This window comes from Paenibacillus silagei (assembly GCF_017874735.1).
Classification (GTDB): domain Bacteria; phylum Bacillota; class Bacilli; order Paenibacillales; family Paenibacillaceae; genus Paenibacillus_AQ; species Paenibacillus_AQ silagei.
Window position 1 is genome coordinate 77,493 of the sequence record NZ_JAGGLV010000009.1, and the last position, 17,797, is coordinate 95,289.

General features: G+C 54.0%; 15 protein-coding genes. 3 read left to right on the plus strand and 12 right to left on the minus strand.

Going from position 1 to position 17,797, the window contains the following annotated elements:
- Positions 1 to 7 precede the first annotated feature (7 nt).
- The 5 genes from J2Z70_RS15120 to rpmG form a co-directional block, all read right to left on the minus strand.
- Positions 8 to 1,195, minus strand: a complete 1,188-nt coding sequence (locus J2Z70_RS15120; RefSeq protein WP_209874357.1) for a metal ABC transporter substrate-binding protein — start codon at positions 1,193 to 1,195, stop codon at positions 8 to 10.
- The gene (locus tag J2Z70_RS15125; RefSeq protein WP_209874721.1) at positions 1,189 to 2,052 is read right to left on the minus strand and encodes a metal ABC transporter permease; all 864 of its coding nucleotides are present in this window, start codon (positions 2,050 to 2,052) and stop codon (positions 1,189 to 1,191) included. Before J2Z70_RS15125 ends, J2Z70_RS15120 begins: the two co-directional genes overlap by 7 nt.
- Positions 1,998 to 2,705 (minus strand): metal ABC transporter ATP-binding protein, encoded by a 708-nt coding sequence (locus J2Z70_RS15130; protein WP_209874360.1) that lies wholly within the window; start codon positions 2,703 to 2,705, stop codon positions 1,998 to 2,000. Before J2Z70_RS15130 ends, J2Z70_RS15125 begins: the two co-directional genes overlap by 55 nt.
- Before the next feature lie 678 nt (positions 2,706 to 3,383).
- Positions 3,384 to 4,592, minus strand: coding sequence for a GTP-binding protein (locus J2Z70_RS15135; RefSeq protein ID WP_209874363.1), 1,209 nt, complete (start codon positions 4,590 to 4,592; stop codon positions 3,384 to 3,386).
- A 320-nt stretch (positions 4,593 to 4,912) separates the two neighbouring features.
- A complete protein-coding gene (gene rpmG / locus J2Z70_RS15140; protein ID WP_036725285.1) occupies positions 4,913 to 5,062 on the minus strand; it encodes a 50S ribosomal protein L33 in 150 nt (49 codons plus the stop codon).
- A gap of 215 nt (positions 5,063 to 5,277) precedes the next feature.
- Between rpmG and J2Z70_RS15145 the strand changes: the two genes are divergently transcribed.
- From J2Z70_RS15145 to J2Z70_RS15155, 3 genes are read left to right on the plus strand one after another with little or no spacing between them, the layout of a single operon-like run.
- Positions 5,278 to 6,318, plus strand: a complete 1,041-nt coding sequence (locus J2Z70_RS15145; protein ID WP_209874366.1) for a CobW family GTP-binding protein — start codon at positions 5,278 to 5,280, stop codon at positions 6,316 to 6,318.
- 31 nt (positions 6,319 to 6,349) lie between these two features.
- A complete protein-coding gene (locus J2Z70_RS15150) occupies positions 6,350 to 7,339 on the plus strand; it encodes a permease (RefSeq protein ID WP_209874370.1) in 990 nt (329 codons plus the stop codon).
- A gap of 37 nt (positions 7,340 to 7,376) precedes the next feature.
- Positions 7,377 to 8,234 carry a TIGR03943 family putative permease subunit gene (locus J2Z70_RS15155; RefSeq protein WP_209874373.1) on the plus strand — a complete coding sequence of 286 codons (858 nt, stop codon included), beginning with the start codon at positions 7,377 to 7,379 and terminating at the stop codon, positions 8,232 to 8,234.
- Here the strand turns inward: J2Z70_RS15155 and J2Z70_RS15160 are convergent, their stop codons facing one another.
- The 7 genes from J2Z70_RS15160 to J2Z70_RS15190 all read right to left on the minus strand — a co-directional run bounded on the left by J2Z70_RS15160 (position 8,235) and on the right by J2Z70_RS15190 (position 17,772).
- A complete protein-coding gene (locus tag J2Z70_RS15160; RefSeq protein ID WP_036725293.1) occupies positions 8,235 to 8,630 on the minus strand; it encodes a NusG domain II-containing protein in 396 nt (131 codons plus the stop codon).
- A 146-nt stretch (positions 8,631 to 8,776) separates the two neighbouring features.
- Positions 8,777 to 11,893 carry a PAS domain-containing hybrid sensor histidine kinase/response regulator gene (locus tag J2Z70_RS15165; protein ID WP_281068183.1) on the minus strand — a complete coding sequence of 1,039 codons (3,117 nt, stop codon included), beginning with the start codon at positions 11,891 to 11,893 and terminating at the stop codon, positions 8,777 to 8,779.
- 296 nt (positions 11,894 to 12,189) lie between these two features.
- The gene (locus J2Z70_RS15170) at positions 12,190 to 12,330 is read right to left on the minus strand and encodes a hypothetical protein (protein ID WP_209874380.1); all 141 of its coding nucleotides are present in this window, start codon (positions 12,328 to 12,330) and stop codon (positions 12,190 to 12,192) included.
- A 111-nt stretch (positions 12,331 to 12,441) separates the two neighbouring features.
- On the minus strand, positions 12,442 to 14,166 hold the full coding sequence (locus tag J2Z70_RS15175; protein ID WP_209874383.1) for a sensor histidine kinase: 1,725 nt from the start codon (positions 14,164 to 14,166) through the stop codon (positions 12,442 to 12,444).
- A 124-nt stretch (positions 14,167 to 14,290) separates the two neighbouring features.
- Positions 14,291 to 15,172 carry a carbohydrate ABC transporter permease gene (locus J2Z70_RS15180; protein WP_209874386.1) on the minus strand — a complete coding sequence of 294 codons (882 nt, stop codon included), beginning with the start codon at positions 15,170 to 15,172 and terminating at the stop codon, positions 14,291 to 14,293.
- 15 nt (positions 15,173 to 15,187) lie between these two features.
- Complete coding sequence (locus tag J2Z70_RS15185) at positions 15,188 to 16,078, minus strand: ABC transporter permease (RefSeq protein ID WP_036725300.1); 891 nt, start codon at positions 16,076 to 16,078, stop codon at positions 15,188 to 15,190.
- Complete coding sequence (locus J2Z70_RS15190) at positions 16,075 to 17,772, minus strand: extracellular solute-binding protein (protein ID WP_209874389.1); 1,698 nt, start codon at positions 17,770 to 17,772, stop codon at positions 16,075 to 16,077. Before J2Z70_RS15190 ends, J2Z70_RS15185 begins: the two co-directional genes overlap by 4 nt.
- Positions 17,773 to 17,797: the final 25 nt, after the last annotated feature.

The following is a 17,797-nucleotide window of genomic DNA, read 5'->3' on the forward strand; positions in this document are numbered from 1 at the left end:
TTCGTTCTTATTCGTTCAGCGCCTGGATCAGCGCTTCAAGATTCTGCCGCATCAGACTCAGGTAATCCAGATTATGGGCAACGTCTTCCTCTGTTAATCCTTCGATTGGATTCAGCACGGCAGTCTTGGCTCCTATTTCCTGGGCAATAGTATCAGCGACACTGGAGGAGACCAAGGTTTCAAAAAAGATCGTAGTCACCTTATTCGCCTTGGCGAACTCCACAATCTTGGCCATCTGTGCAGCAGACGGCTCCTGCTCCGGCGACAGCCCCGCAATCGGCACCTGTGTCAAGCCATATTGCTGTGCCAGATAACCAAAAGCGGCATGCTGCGTAATAAAGTCCTTGCGCTTCGTATTCTGAAGCCCGGCTCTGAAATCCTGATCCAGCTTCTCCAGCTTGGCGATATAAGCATCGCTGTTCGCGTGGAAGGCGGCTGCATTCCCTGGAAAAGCTGCGGAGAGTGCAGCTTCAATGGCCTGAACCTCCCGGATAGCCATCACCGGGTCCAGCCATACATGAGGATCAAGCCCGCCGTGGTCGTGGTCATGGTCTGCTTCACTGACAGCTGTATCATTATGGGAATGGTCGTGACCGCTTCCTTCAGTTGCGGACTCATCATGTTGATGGTCATGGCCGTGATCGTGGTCTGCTTCAGCCGCAGCTTCCTCTTCATGGCTGTGTTCGTGTTCGTGTTCATGTTCATGTTCGTGCTCTGTTCCTTCAATAATCTGGAGTCCTTTACTCGCTTCTATCGTAATCAGATCACTTCCGGCAGCACCGTCCACAATCTGCTGCGCCCAGCCCTCCATGCCTGCGCCATTATAGACAAGCACATCTGCATCCGAAATATCAGCCATATCCTTAGCAGTCGGTTCCCAGTCATGCGGCTCGACCCCGGGCGGGACCAGCACCTCCACATTGGCAAGGTCGCCGGTAATGCTTTTCGTGAATTCGTACATCGGGTAAAAGCTAACCTTAATGTTCAATTTATCCGCTGCGGGTACAGATGAAGCTTCGGCCGCAGCCGATGGTGAAGCCGCCGGACTGCTGGTTGAAGCGGCTTTCGTCGCAGTGTTGTTGCCGCAGCCGGAGATCAATAGCATGGCGGTCAGGGACAAGGCGGCAAGCTGACGGATTCTGAATGTGGACTGTGCGCTCGAATTGGATATTGCTATGGATTTGAATTTCAACATATGTTGTGAGACCCCTTTTCTTCATTGGCTTGAGATGAATACTGGCTGCGGCTGCGCAGCCTGATCAGCTTCTGTACTGCAATGGCTATCAGCAGAAATACCAGCAGAATGAGTGCAATCGTGCCTCCTGGAGGCGTGTTGATATAGTAGGAGGCTGTAAGCCCGCTGAACACACCGGTCAGCCCCACACTGACGGAGATCATTATGGCTGCCGTGAAGCCCGATGCAATCCGCAGCGCTATAGAAGCGGGCAGCACAATCAGAGCGGATACGAGCAGCACACCCACCACCGGCATAGCTGCGGCAACGGTCATGCCGGTTAGGACGGCGAACGAGAAGGACAACCACCCGGTACGGACACCACTGATAGCGGCCGTCTCTTCGTCGAAGGTTAGGCTGTACAATGGGCGGCGCAGAATGATGAAATAGAGAAGACCGGCTGCAGCCACCACGGCGATCAGTTTAAGCTGAGTATCACTTACGGCAACGATGGAACCGAACAGATAGGAACTGAAGCTTTTGGTCAAATTCTGCTTCAGGCTCATCAGCACGACGGCCAGCGCCAGACCGGAGGTCATAATAATAGCAACCGGAAGCTCGCTGTAGGTACGGTAAGAGCGGCGCAGCTGTTCAATAATCAGCCCTCCTGCTATAGCTACAGCGAAGCCGCTCAGAGCAGGATTCCATCCCAGTACGGAACCCAGTGCTACTCCGGCAAGGGAGACATGAGACAGCGTATCGGCCATCAGCACCTGCCTGCGGAGCATCAGGTAGACTCCCAGTAAGGGTCCGATCAGCCCGATCAGGCCTCCTGCCCAAAATGCGCGTTGCATGAATTCGTAACCAAGCATGTCCAGCCCTCCTGCTCCTTGCGTTCCAGCGTAATCACGGTATCCAGATAGGAACTCGTCTCTTCCAGGCCATGTGTAACCATGATGACGGTCCGGCCATGCCGGCTGACATAATGCCGCATCAGCTCATAGAACCCGGTGCGGCTGGCAGCATCCATCCCCGTTACCGGCTCATCCAGCACCAGCACCTGCGGCTGCTGGGCCAGTGCGCGGGCTATGCAGATCCGCTGCTTCTGCCCGCCGGACAGCTCGCCGATTCTCCGGTTACGGTACTCCCACATCTCCACCTGCCGCAGGCTGCTCTCGACAAGCGCTTCCTGTTCCTTAGTGAAGCGGCGGAACAACCCCAGCCCTGAATAACAGCCGGAACGGACCAGCTCAATCACCTTGCTCGGAAATCCGGCATTGAAGGAGGCTACCTGCTGCGGCACATACCCGATCGTAAGCTTGCCTCCTCCGGTAATTTCCCGGTTCAGAGTAACCGTTCCGCTCCAGGGCTTCAGCAGGCCCAACATCAGCTTCAGCAGCGTGGTCTTCGCTGCCCCGTTTGGTCCGGTAATTCCAATGAACTGTCCGGCCTCCAGATCCAGTGACAAGCGGTCAATGACCGGCTCATCCCCGTAACCGAACACCACATCCCTGATGGATGACAAAATCATCGCTCCTCCCCCTTTCTATTCGGCCCGCTGTGGCGTGCCGTAATGATTCCGTGCCTGATTCCGTGCGTGATCCTATGGCTACTGCCGTAGTTACTGCTCCGTCTGCTGTTGGGCACTTATTAATTTGGACCAAGCATGTTCCACGGATTAAACAACCTAAGTATTGATTATTATTCGTAATATTTACGATTATGTTTCAACTTCATTGATATTATCGTAATCATTACGATTTGTAAACCCAAAACAACAAATTAATCGTAATCGCACTGATTAACTTTATTCGGGCCAAGCCAGCGTGCGACAAAACATCGAAATTCAAGCCATTGGGATCGCACCGACTCGGTCTATGTCCACCCGTGCTAGCATCAATGCCCCACTTACCCCCGCAATACAAATTGTGTTCGGTTTTCCGCATACATTCGGCCCACTAGCCCTCGTACAGCACAATGTGTTCGGTTTTCCGCATACATTCGGCCCACTAGCCCTCGCACTAGCACAATGTGTTCGGTTTTCCGCATACATTCGGCCCACCAGCCCTCGCAATACACAATGTGTTCGGTTTTCCGCATACATTCGCACTTGTCTCACGTGCCTTCGTAGCGCCTAATCCCTATACAGCACAAAGCCGGAATCCGCAGAAAGGATTCCGGCTTTCCAGACTATCATTTACAGAAGAAGTTATTCCTGCCCCGCCGCAAGCAACTCCTCTACATGCCAAGGAAGCGGGTTGTTGAATGCCGTCCAGTCCTGGTTCATCTCCTCTGCGGTCAGCAGGCAGCGGTCCAGGCGGGCTTCGATATCCTCACGGTTCATCTGGACTCCGATGAAGACGATCTCATTCAGCCGGTCTCCCCACTGCTCGTCCCACTTCGCCAGCACATCCGGTTCCGCAGCCAGCACCTCCTGCTGCTGCTCCTCCGGCAGGGTAGCCAGCCAATAACCGGCGGGACCGAACTGGATCGACGGCCCTGCCTGGCTGATGGTGGCTGCCAGATCACCACTGGCGGCCAGCCAGACTAATCCCTTCGCCCGGACGACCTCGGATGGCCAGTTACTGAAGAAGAAGCTCAGCCGCTGCGGATGGAACGGCGTTCTCCGGCGGTAAACGAAGGAGGTGATGCCGTATTCCTCAGTCTCCGGTGTGTGCTCCTCCTTGGCAAGCTCAGCGATCCAGCCGGACGACTGACTGGTCTGTTCGAAATCGAATAATCCGGTATTCAGAATCTCGGATAGCTCCACTTGTGCGTTCACCGTACGGATGATCTTCGCGCGCGGCTGAAGTCTGCGCAGAACCGCCTCCAGCTTGTTCAGCTCTGCCTCCTCCACCAGATCGCACTTGTTGAGCAGCAGCACATCACAGGTCTCGATCTGATCGATCAGCAGATCGACGATATCCCGGAAGTCGCCTTCGCCCGCCGTCATATTGCGGTCCAGCAGACTGTCGCCCGAGGCGAAATCCTGCCAGAAGCGGTTGGCATCGACCACCGTAACCATCGTGTCCAGCCGGGCCAGCTCCGTTAGATCGATATCCAGCTCCGGGTTCGGGTAAGTGAAGGTCTGGGCCACCGGGACCGGCTCGCTGATCCCGGAGGATTCGATCAGAATGTAATCGAAGCGCCCCTCCGAGGCGAGATGATTCACTTCGCGCAGCAGGTCATCGCGGAGGGTGCAGCAGATGCAGCCATTGGACATCTCGACCAGCTTCTCCTCGGTGCGGGAGAGGCTGCTGCCGGATTTCACCAGATTCGCATCCACATTCACTTCACTCATATCATTGACGATAACAGCTACCTTCAGGCCCTCACGGTTATGCAAAATATGATTGAGCAGTGTAGTCTTGCCGGAGCCAAGATATCCGCTTAGCACTGTTACAGGAATTTTATCCATTGTATTCTCCTTGTAGATTATATTTTCAAAAAGGCATTCTGTTCATAGCGAACCACCAGAGATAAGTGTATTCTGTGCAACTAAAAACAGTGAAACGGAAGGCTTTCCTCTTCTAACTGTATTTTGTACAACTAGATTAGCCCTAATGGGCGAAAATCCAGGTATAGAGGCATTTTAAATGCACGAACTACAGTTAAACAGAGATTCGGCGGCACATCCGGCGATTTAGTTGTACAGACTGCAATCAAGCCTCCCCCTTGCACTCTAATCGGGGCAATGCAAACCCTCAGCCAGCGATGAGTTAAAGTGATTTCCGCAGCTTAGCGGGTCTCCCGGTGCAGTGTGACACGCTTCAGGCGCGGGCAATATTTTCTCATCTCCAGGCGTTCCGGTGTCGTTCTTTTATTCTTCGTGGTGGTATAGTTGCGGTCGCCCGTCTCCGTACAGGCCAAAGTAACGATTACTCTCATTTCAATCAAGCTCCCTTCTGTTTAATCGTAATTATTACGATTTACACATTCTACACGCTCCCGCCCTCCGCTGTCAACAGCTGTCCAGGAACATTTGGGCTCTCTTAGATTAGTGTTCTTTCCTGAATAAGCTTGACGTATAGATGGAATTACAAGCGGAAGCGGCTTGGCCGCCTTCTTATGGGGACGGTACTATTGGAGCGGGAGAGTGAGCCATGAAGATACCTGTGATTATATTAAGCGGATTTCTGGGGAGCGGAAAGACAACCCTGCTGCTGAGTCTGCTGAAGGAGAGCAAGCGGAGAGGGCTGAACCCGGGGGTCATCATGAATGAGCTGGGCGCAAAAGATGTGGACGGCTATATCCTGCAGGAGAGTACCGGCACAAGTGTGGAAAAGCTGCTGGACGGCTGCATCTGCTGCAGCCGCAAGGAGGAGCTGCCGCGCAGCCTGACCGCCCTGCTGGTACGCCGCCCGGATATCATCTACATCGAGCTTACAGGGGTAGCTGACCCGGACGAGATCGCGAAGTCGCTGCTGGCGCCGGCGCTGGCAGACCGGCTGCAGCTGCACCACGCCATTACGCTGCTGGATGCCGAGAATGCACTGGAGTACAGCAGCCGCTTCTCGTCCGACAAGCAGCTCGTCCGCACCCTGCGCAAGCAGATCACCACCGCTGATCTCATCATCGTCAACAAAAGCGATCTGGTAGAACCGGAGACCCTGTGGAAGATTGAGAAGATGGTCTACAAGCAAAATTCGGAATCCGAGATTGTCTTCACCCACTACAGCCAGATTAATCTCGCCCCGCTGCTGACAGGCATCGCCGCCCGCGGATTTAAGGGCTCTGCTCCCCGGCGCGGCCCCGGCAATATCAGCGGCACCGTCCTCCAGCGGATGAGCACGGGAAGTAGCAGCAGCGGCGGCAGCGCAACGGCAGTACATGAGCCTGAATCCGGGGCGGACGGCTCTTTTTCCCAAGTAGCGGCAGTGACGTTAACCGTTCCCCCGGCATGGGCCGGCAGCCTCCGGCAGGAGGAGCTGGAGCAATTTTTGCGGCAATGGGGCTACAGTCTGCTCCGGGCCAAGGGCCATGTGCGGCTTGCAGGCCGGGATTCCGTGCAGCTGGTGCAGCTCGCGGGTAACCGCATCTCCTGGGAGGCTTCAAGCTACCCGGGCCAGCCTTATATCGTCTGCATTGGCCTGAATCTGGACGAGAAAGCGATCAGCCACAGCTGGGCGGCGTTATTCAGCTAAGAACCCTGTGCGGGAAGGAGCCGATGAACCCTTGACCACCTTTACTCCGTTTAAAATATTGCCGCTGCTTTTTTCCGCCGCTTTTCTGCTCACAGCGGGCAGCCTGTGGCTGCCCGGGCATCTGAGCCTGCTGGACAACGGCTATGTCGACACGTTCAAAACCGCTTTCCTCGGCATTCTGCTGGAGGCCTTGCCGTTTGTCCTGCTGGGCGCGCTGCTCTCCTCTCTGCTCCGCGTCTTCGTGCCGGACGAGCTGATCTCACGCTGGATTCCGCGCCGCGCAGTTCCGGCTATTCTCTTCGGCTGCCTGCTCGGAATCCTCTTCCCCGTCTGTGAATGCGGGATGATTCCGCTGGTCCGCCGCCTCATGCACAAGGGTATGCCGCTCTACGTGGCCATCGTCTTCATTCTGTCCGGCCCGATCCTCAATCCAGTCGTCTACGGGGCGACCCTGACGGCCTTCCGCTCCCATCCGGAGCTGGCCTACACCCGGATGGGACTGGCTTTTGCCGTAGCGGCATGCATTGGTCTGATTATCTATGGCACCGTCCGCAGATCGCCGCTGCGCCTGTCCATCCGCCGGGAGGGAAGCGAAGAGCCACATGGTACACTACGCGGGGGCCGGGCGGCGGCGGTCCTGGTGCATACGTCGGATGAATTTTTTGAGATGGGCAAATTCCTGATCATCGGCTGTCTGCTGACTGCGGGCATCCAGACCTTCATGAATCAGAGCAGCCTGTCCGCCATTGGAGACCGTCCGCTCGGCTCCTACGTGTTCATGATGGGACTGGCCTTCGCACTCTCGCTCTGCTCCACCTCTGACGCCTTCGTTGCGTCCACCTTCCTGCATACCTTCCCGTCCGGGGCACTGCTCGCCTTCATGGTGCTGGGACCGATGCTCGATTTCAAGAACGCCCTGATGCTGCTCTCGCTGTTCAAAACCAGATTTGCCCTGTACCTGTTCTTCCTCATTGCCGCGGCCGTCTTCACCGGCTCCGTGCTGGCTTCATTCTGGCTGTAGCTGCCCTGAAATTCCGAATATCTGAAGGAGGATCTGCATGAATAGCTCCGGAAGCATCCGGTTTCACTATGTACTCAGGGCGGTTATTCTGCTCGCCTTCGCCCTCTATATCGGACATCTGGTCCAGCAGGACGCCCTCCATTATTATGTTGCTCCTAAGCTGGCCCGCTGGATCCGGTTATGCCCGGTTCCGCTCTCCCTGATGGCGCTCAGCCTCGGGCTCCAAGCTGTGCTTGGCCGAAGCTCCGCCCTCTGTGACTGCGAGCACCGCCTGCCCCGCTCACTCCTGGGCAGCTCTGCGCTGTACAGCCTGTTCCTGCTCCCGTTGTTGCTAGGCTTCCTGCTGCCCGACCGGGCACTCGGCAGTGCCGCAGCGGCCAAGAAGGGCCTTGCCCTGTCTTACACTGCCGTTGAGTCCGGCACCGGTGCTAGCTTCACAGCGGCCAACCCCTATGAGGCTGAATTTGCAGAGCTGGCAGGACAGCTCTACAGGCAGCCCGTCATCCCTGTATTCCCTGAGATTTTCTCGGAAACGCTGGGTGCCCTTAATCTGTACAAATCACAGTTCGAGGGTAAGGAAATCTCTGTATCCGGCTTCCTGTACCGTGAGCCGCAGGGGGCCGGTCGATCCGGCTACGCAGTCAGCCGCTTCCTGGTCCAATGCTGTACGGCAGATGCCACCCCCTTCGGCATTCTTCTTGCGCCGGGTGCACAAATAAGCCTGCCCGCCGATACCTGGATTGAGGTTCGGGGCAAGCTTCATGTGACGCTCCATGAGGGAGTGGAGACTCTGCAGATCGCTCCGCAGAGTATAACCGCAGTGGCAGCACCGTCCACACCTTATGTGTACACGAACGCCGATGCCGCAGCAGCATGGAAAGAGCTGCAGCCTTGACTAGATGACCGCGTCCAGCGCATCGTCATCCTCCAGCGAAGACTCCGGGTTCGAGATCTCCACCAGGAGACGGGCCGGAATGCAGATAATCTGCTGCTTCGGCCGGGAGATGAATCCCATGTCCAGCGCAATGGTCAGCGGAGCATCCGAATAGGTCATCTGAATACCATAATCGTATACCTTCAGCGTGTTATGACCATATCGGGTGCGGATATCAATAATCTGCTCTTCCTTGGTCAGCTGTACAGTCTTGTAGGCTTTGCCGTTCACGGTGATTACGGCCTCCAGCTCCCCTTGCTTATACGGATGATTGTGGTTAGAGAACCACTTGTAGCCGTAGATGGAACCGGCGGCCAGCAATACAATGAGAATCAGCAGGAAATCTCCGCGCTTCATCGTTTTCACTCTATTGACCCTTTCGCTTGCCATTATTTATTCGTAATATTTACGATTTATATAATAGTAATGCAGACAAAGGAAAGCTGTCAACGTGAATATCGCTTGCTAGGCCCGCCAGTCATCCAGCCTTATCCATTGCATAACTATCTGCGGATGCTGCCGGACCATTCCCTTAGCACTCTATCCAGCTCTTCTCCACGGATCGGCTTGGGAATAAAGTCCTGCATCCCTGCCCGGAGGCACATCTCTTCATCTTCCTTACGTGCAAAGGCAGTGGCAGCAATAATCACCGGGGACAGCCCCATCGCCTCGCGGATCTGCCGGGTGGCTTCAATCCCGTCCATGCCCGGCATCTGAATATCCATGAACACCAGATCATAATGCCGGGACCGTACAGCTTCTACCGCCTGCTCCCCGTTCACTGCCAGGTCAGAGGTGTAGCCGCGCTTTTTGAGAAAAGTCTGCAGGATCTGCTGATTCACCGGATGATCCTCCGCGATAAGAATGGACAACGGCCCGTATTGACCCTCGGGATAATCCAGATTGAAAACACCACCCTTATACTCCTGAGTGGCAGCAACTCCTGCCAGCAGCGCTTGGCCCTGCTCCTCCACCGAATACATCACGCCGATGGTGAAGTAGAACTCCGAGCCTTCTCCTTCGACGCTGTTCACACCGATGGCGCCATCCAGCAGCTCCACCAGCTTCTTGCTGATCGCCAGACCCAGTCCCGTCCCGCCGTACTTGCGGTTGATCGAAGGGTCCAGCTGGGAAAAGGACTGGAATAACAGGTTCCGGCTGCCCTGCGGAATGCCTATACCGGTATCGGTTACCGAGAACCTCAGAATCAGCGAGCCCGGCTCCCCGGCAGCCTCCAGCTTCACACAGACGCTAACCTCGCCTTCTTCCGTGAACTTGACCGCATTGCCGACGAGGTTCACCAGCACCTGCCTCAGCCTGGTTTCGTCGGTGATGACAACAGCCGGAAGATCGGGCTCAATATGGCTGCGCAGAACCAGCCCTTTCTCCTGGATACGCGGATAGAATAGCTCACAGACGTTCTGAACGACCTGCCGGATATCGACCGGCTGCAGATCCAGCGTCATCATGCCGGATTCAATTTTGCTGAAATCCAGCACCTCGTTGAGAATATGTACCAGCGCGGCACCGCTTTTATTGATAATCTGGGTGTAATATTGCTGTTCCTCCGTAAGCTCTGTTCCCGACAGGAGATCGGCCATCCCGATAATTCCATTCATCGGCGTACGCAGCTCGTGGCTCATAATCGCCAGGAACTCCGACTTGGCCCGGTCCGCCTTCTCCGCAGATTCCTTGGCACGCTCCACAGCCTTCTCCTCGGTGATATCCCGGAAGACCACCACCGCCCCCTTATGCTCTCCGTTATCATATAATGCCGTCATCCGGTATTTGACCAGGAAGCTGGAGCCATCCTGACGCCAGAAGATCCCTTCCTGCTCCTGCTCATAAGAGAGGTTGGTCTTCAGCAGCTCCGCCAGCGTCCGGTGTCCTCCGGGATACAGCTCGCCGTCCATCCAGGTCTGCGCTATCGTATGCAGCTTGATATTGCCGGCCAGCTCACCCGGGTTATATCCGAGCATGACCGACGCAGCGGGGTTGATAAATACGGTCTCCCCCTCCAGATTCATGCCAAAAATCCCCTCAGATACAGAGTTCAGGATCAGCGCATGCTCGTAACTAAGCTTCTCAATCTGCTCCAGATACCGCTTGGGCTCTGTAATATCACTGGTAATGGCGAATACACCGACGACCTCATGATCAATCAGCATAGGGACATAAATCATCCCTACCTCCACCCTCTCGCCGTCGTGACGGATCACCCGGGTATCGAAGGTCTGGGCCATGCCTCCGGCTGCCGCCAGAAACCGCATATTCACATGCTCCAGCTCATCCTCTTCAATAATCTCGCAGTAACTGGAATGCATCAGGGTCTCCCTGCTGTATCCTGTCAGCTGCTCCAGACTGGCATTCATCGACTGTATGTACCCCTGCAGATCCATTGCACTGATGGCAGACGGGTTGTATTCGAAAAGCGACTTGTACCGGTTCTCACTCTCACGGAGCTGCTCCTCCATCCGCTGGCGCTCGGTCACATCCTGCACCATACCGCGGATCTGCTGAACCTTACCGGTTGCATCCAGGATCACCTCCCAGTGCGCATAGAGAGACTTACGTTCCTCACTGCCCTTCACTCTGAAAATCGCCTCGCCCTTAGCCCCGGACTTCAGCGTATAATGCAGCTCTTCGCGCAATCTGTCCAGGTCCTCCGGCACTACACAGTCAAACAGCTGAGTATAATGAACCACGGTATGATTTCCGCAATTGCCGCCTAATTCAAAGATAGCCATCAGCTGGCTGGAGACGATCAGCTGCTCATATACAGAATTCCACTCCCAGGAGCCCATTTGTCCTAACTCCTGCGCAGCAGCCAGCATATCTTCAACCTTCTTCCGCTCGGTGATGTCATGGGCAATCGTCAGGATTTGCCGCACTTCGCCTTCACGATTCCGTACCACCTGAAAGGAGCTCTGGGTCCAAAGGTAATGGCCGTCCTTATGCCTGACCCTGCGTGTAAAGGTGTCACTGTCAGAGTAGAGCTTCCCCGGCTCGGTCATTTCCAGCGCATCCGCTTCATGGTAATAATCCGTTTTGTTGCGGCCGATCATGTCACTTGCCGGGTAGCCGAGCAGCGTTTCGACTGACGGGGAGACGTAGCGCAGCGTTCCATCGGGATCGGCGAATGAGATCATGTCCGGGGTGTGCTCCGTAATCAGCTCGAAGAGCTGGCGATCCTCCTCTATCTTCTTCTCCGCCAGCTTACGCGCGGTAATATCCGTCATCTCCGCAACCAAATGGGAGGGACTTCCAGTCTGTTCATCAATGATCAGAAAAAGATGCAGGGCAACCCAGAGCATCTCACCATTCTTATGTACGAACCGCTTGTCGGTATCTACAGCCATATCAGGACTGTTTATTAAAGCATTCATAATCTGCCCGTGATCCAGGGTATACCCTTCATCCGGAAAGACGATATCCTGGTAACGCAGCTCCTTGAGTTCGGTCTCGGTGTATCCAAACATCCCGCAAAGCGCAGGGTTGGCCATGAGCATAGTACCATCCGTAATGGCTACTGCCGCATATCCTATTGAGGACCGCAAGTACAAGTGCTTAAATAGAGTGTCGGACAAAGCTAGAGCCTCCTCTGAGAAAATGGGGGACATAATTTAGTAACATTATACCTTTTTTTCGGAAATTATGCTCCAGACCTAAAGTCCCGCTAATGAAGATACACAGGGCAAGCTTGCCGCTGGAAACGTGCATATCCACATACAAAATAGCCCCACAAACTCTCCCCCACAAAGTGAAGTAATGCTTCGGAGTTAATTCAAATACTTTGCGGGGACCCCAAAACATATAAATTCTCTACAGAAAAAACCGCCCTGGTCACTTTCATGACGTCAAGGCGGTGGTTATAGGTTAGTCCAGTCTCCTGCGCGGCAGCCAGAAGGCACAGAAATTACGGAAGATGACGTACCCGCTTGGTATAGAGCACCTCCTGGATGCCTCCATCCTCCAACAGACCTAGATGAGGGTAGACTATCAGTCCCAGCAGGCTGACTAGGAATTCTCCCAGCTTCGCAACCTGGAGCCTGTCCATTAATACAGGGTCTATGAATATCGGTACGCCTCCTCTCCTGCCAGCCGTCTACTGCTTATTCGTTCAAGTATGGCAAAAGGTTACACTCTTGCGAATGAAGTGTTCCATCCTTCACGTGGTCCTCTTGGGAATTCTCACCGTCACGGTCGTACCCTGGCCGATTTCGCTGTGGATCATGATCCCGTACGCCTCGCCAAAATAAATCCGGATTCTCTCCTGGGCGTTGAACAGTCCATACGATTTGGATTGCCTGCTTAATACCGTATCCATTGTCCCCTGAGTCATTCCCGGACCGTTGTCTTCAATGCCGAACACAATCGTATCTTCCTCGAAGCAAGCCCGCAGGCTGATTCTGCCGCGCCCCTCCCGCTTGTTGTCCACGCCGTGCTCAATCGCATTCTCTACAATAGGCTGCATAATCAGCTTAATCATGTGATAGCCCAGCACCTCCGGGTCCACCTCGTACACTACATCGAAGCTGTGGTCATGCATAATCAGCTGCAGATCAATATAAGATTTCGTATTCTCCAGTTCATCATGAACGCTGATGACATCCTGCCCCCTGTTCAGGGTCGTCCGGTAAAATTTGGAGAGGGTTGTGGTGATTTTACTGATGTCATACGCTTTAATGCTTATAGCCTTCCAGTTGATCAGCGACAGGGAGTTATAGAGGAAATGCGGATTGATCTGAGCCTGAAGCGCTTTCAGCTCCGCGTCCTTCTGCACCACCTTGCTGCGGTAGACTTCATTGAACAGCTCATTCAGACTTTGCAGCATATCCTTGAACCGCGAGGTCAGCTCGCCGATCTCGTCATTGGAATCGACCACAATATCCACATGCAGGTCCCCACGGGTCACCCTTTTCATCGTGCGGTTCAGACGGTAGATCCTTCTCACGAATGCATTCGACAACAGCCAGACCGCAGGCACCAGAATCAGCAGGCAAATCCCGACCGTGAGCATGGTGGCGCGGAGAATCGTCTTGGCATCGACACCGATCGAGTTCTTGGGCATATAAAAGACAAGCTTCCAGCCCGTCACGCCCAGCGTCTGGGAGATGACGATGAAATCGCTCGCGCGCTCTTCCGCTGCCTTAGCCGATTCAAAGGACGGCAGCCCGTTGTGATAGTCATACACAGGCTCCCCCGCTCCATTCTCGACCAGGACGCCGTACTCACCGGAGACCACATTGGTCAGACCCGCAAACATATCCTTGCTGTCAAAGCCTAAGTAGATCAGGTTGTCATACTGCGTTCCCGAGCCGCCCACCATCCTACGCACTGCGGACAAGGCCGTACCCTCCTTGATCCAATGCGTCTGGCCGCTGGCCATCGCCGCTTCATACCATGGCTTCCCGGATACGGTGCTAATCGGCAGAATCGTATTCTTCCGTTCCGTGATGTTGTTCCCTGTATACACCGTCAGCTGGCGGATCTCTTCGTTCAGGAACAGAAGCGTATTGAACAGCGGCTCCACGATGGTGTTCAGATCATTGTACATATAGTAATAATTGTCCGAGTAATCATTGTTGAAGACAGACACTACACTGGAGTTAAAGGTGAACGAGTCCAGCGCGGCATTGAGCTTGCTGAACTTATAATCCAGATTGGCGGCGATCTCCGACACATTGTCGGTTAAGGTCAGCCGGGCCTGCTGAACGAGCAGACTCCTGGATTGATCATACGAATACCAGCCAAGCACACTGAGCGGAATAATGATAACGAGTAAATAAGAGACAAACAGCTTATGCTTAATTCTTAAATTCCTGATGAAACAGCCTGGGCGCTCCAGATCTACCCCTCCTGTCTTAAGCCTCTTGTCCTTATAACGTAGCATTGCCCCCGGCAAATAACAATCTGTAAAAGCGGCAGCCCGCCGCATGAGCCCTGCCCCGAAACAACAAAGGGGTGTCCCCAGCCGTTTCCGGCTTACGGGACACCCGCTTACATGCAGTTTACGCTTACTCTTTGACGGCACCGAGCACGATTCCACTGACGAAATACCGCTGCAGAAACGGATAGATCAGCATGATTGGAATCATCGAGACCATCACCTTGGCCGCATTGAGCAGCTGGCTCGACATATTCGACAGACGCTTAATCTCTTCCGGATCGGTGGTGTTCATGATCGAATTCACGCTGATAATCAATTGCTGGATATACGTTTGCAGCGGCCAATTCTCCTTGTGGTTCATCAGGATCATCCCGTCAAAAAACGCATTCCAGTGACCGACGACCGAGAACAGGGTGACTGTCGCCAGTGAGGGCAGGGAGATGGGGATATAAATCGTCACCAGCGTTCTCCACGCCCCCGCCCCGTCCATCCCGGCAGCCTCCTCCAGCTCCTTCGGAACGCCCTTGAAGAAGTTCATCAGCAGAATCACATTAAATACCGGAACGGCGGTAGGCAGCACAAGCGCCCAGATGGAATCGAGCAGCCCGTACGTATTGATCGTCATATACCACGGGATTAGCCCGCCGTTGAACAGCATACAGAAGATAACGAACCACATATAGATATTTCTGCCCGGAAAATGTTTGTTCGATTTCGATAAAGGATAGGCCATCAGCACCGTAACCAGCAGATTGATGGCTCCTCCGAGCAGCACCCTTTTCACAGATACGCCAAAGGAAGTGAAGAAGCTCCGGTCACTGATGACCGACTTATAGGCCTCCAGATTGAAATCAACCGGCCAGAAGAAGACCTGACCCGACATGGCCGCCACCTTGCCGCTGAACGAAATAGCCAAGGTATTCAGTACAGGGGCCAAGGAGAGAAAAGCAATCACGGTTAGAATACAATAAATCACAATATCAACAGTCCGGCTGGTTCCACGGATCACAGCAAATCACCTCTGTCAGAAAATACGGTAGTTGGCAAACCGGGCAGCCAGACCATAGGAAGCGGCAATCAGCACAAAGCTTACGACCGATTTGAGCAGGCCTACCGCTGTTGCCAGTCCATACTGGATTTCAAGCAATCCTGAACGGTATACATAAGTATCAATGATATCCCCCGACTCATAGACAATCGGATTATACAGGTTGAGAATCTGCTCGAAGCCCGCATTCAGCACATTGCCGAGGCTTAAGGTCGCCAGCAGAATCACCGTGGTCATCAGACCCGGAATTGTAATATTGGTTAACCGCTGGAACCGGTTTGCTCCGTCAATGGCGGCTGCTTCATACAGATTGGTGTTAATGGAAGTCAGGGCAGCGATATAGATGATCGTATTGAAGCCGAATTCCTTCCATACATCGCTCGATACGATCACAAAGCGGAACCAGTGATTGCTCTGAAGGAACATAATCGGATCGCCGCCGAACCACTGGATCATCTGATTGATAATGCCGTCCAGACTGAGCAGGTTAATCAGCACCCCTGAGAGAATGACCCAGGACATGAAATGGGGCAGGTACACAATCGTTTGGATGGTACGCTTGAATTTAATATTCGCCACTTCATGGAACAGCAGTGCAAATACAAATGGAACGGTCAGTCCGGCAATGATTTTCATCAGTGCAATGCTCAGGGTGTTTCCAAGAATCAGCCTGCTGTCCGGCAGGCTGAACATATACTCAAAATTCTCCCAGCCCACCCATTCAGAGTGGAAGATGCCCAGCGTAGGCTGAAAGTCCTGAAAGGCAATCACAATTCCGAACATGGGAACTACACTGAATGCTATGAGCAGCAATATGCCGGGGAGCAGCATCAGATGGTAATTCCAGATAGAAGCTCTGCTTCTCATGGTGACTCAACTGCCTCGGCCACCTCTTTGGTGATTTCTTCCCCTCCGATGCTCTTCCAGGTCTCCACGAACTTATCGAATTCTTCAAGGGGAGAAGTGCCGGTAATGATTTTCAAAAAGGTCTCGTTTTCGAGTTTTTCCAGATTGGCTCCCTTTTTAAGCATCGCTTCCGTCTTGCCGTAGAACACAGGCTCCACCTTCACAATTTCTTTCGCTCCGGTGATGGAGGCGGCAGTATAGAAGGCCAGTGAATCGGCATAAGCGGGAATATCCTTTTTCGGATTCTCATTATTCTTCAAGACCGCCTTGACTCTCGGCAGGATGCGGGCCGGCAGATCGTCCAGCTTCTTATCCTTAATCGCCTTCTCATAGATCGGAACATCGCGTGCCAGGGAATCCTGGTAATCCAGCTGCACATTAATCGGATAATTGAGCCAGCCTACACCCAGATCCTTATACAGCTCCTGCGATGCCGGATCAATCAGGCGGATGCCTTCATACTCCACGCTGAGCATTTTCAAGGCAGCTTCGGGGTGCTCCGCCTTCTTGTTCACCACCATGAAGGTTCCCGACGGCGTGGATGGCACGATATTCCGTTTGCCGTCCCCGTCCAGCGGCACAGCCAGCGGCACCCAATCCGCTTCCGGGTTGGCCTTCACTGCATCAGACAACGCCCAGCCTCCGAACCAGGGGGCGAACAGGATACCGGCCCGGCCGCCTGACACCAGCCCGGCATTATCCTCATACTTCCGGGTCAAGAACTCTTTGTCAATCAACCCGTCCGCATACATCTCTCTCAGCTCAGAGAGCGCCTGCTTGGTCTCTGGCGTTGTGGAGCCGTAGATGATGTTTCCGCCCTCATCCTTGAACCAATTCTTCGGATAGGCATGATTGGCATTGAAGATCGGATCGAAGGTGAAGAAGCCTCCGTCTGCGACTACACTTTTATCGCCAAGCAGACCAACGGTATCCGCTTTCCCGTTACCGTCAGGGTCTTGCTCCTTGAACGCCTTGATCACAGTCTTAACTTCATCCATGGTACGGGGCGTCTCAAGCTTCAGCTTGTTCAGCCAGTCCTGGCGTATCCACAGGAGCTGATAATTGCCGTCGATGTTGGTATTGGGCAGCGCCATCAGCTTGCCGTCGATTCTTCCGGTGTTCAGCACCCGGTCTCCTGTGTAGGAGTTGTAATAATCCTTAATCAGCGGCGAGGCATATTGATCGTATAACTCGGTCAGATCGGCCAGCATACCCGCTTTGGCCATTCTCTTAAACTGCTGTTCATCCACCACCAGAATGTCCGGCAGGGAATTGCTCGAGATCGCCAGGGTAACCTTCTGGTTATATGCATCCTGGTCTTCCACCGAGAAATCGTATTTCACCTTTACGTTCAGGCGGTCCTCGACATATTTCAGATACTTGTTATTCTCCAGCGTATCTCCTGCCGGCAGGTTATTCCCCGATACGCCCTGTCTCCCCAGAGACACGGTAACGGGTTCTTCATATTTGCTGAAGGGTCCATCGTCCTCCTTGGCGGTGGCGGATGGTTCATTGCCTCCGGCATTCGTGGACTCACTGCCGGCGGGCGCAGCAACCTTCTCCTCCTTTGGACTGCTGCCGCAGGCCGCCAGCACTCCCAGCACCATTACCATGGACAGCAGCAAGGCCATAACACGAATTTTCTTCAATCTCATAGATGCCCCTCCCAAACTTTGTTAT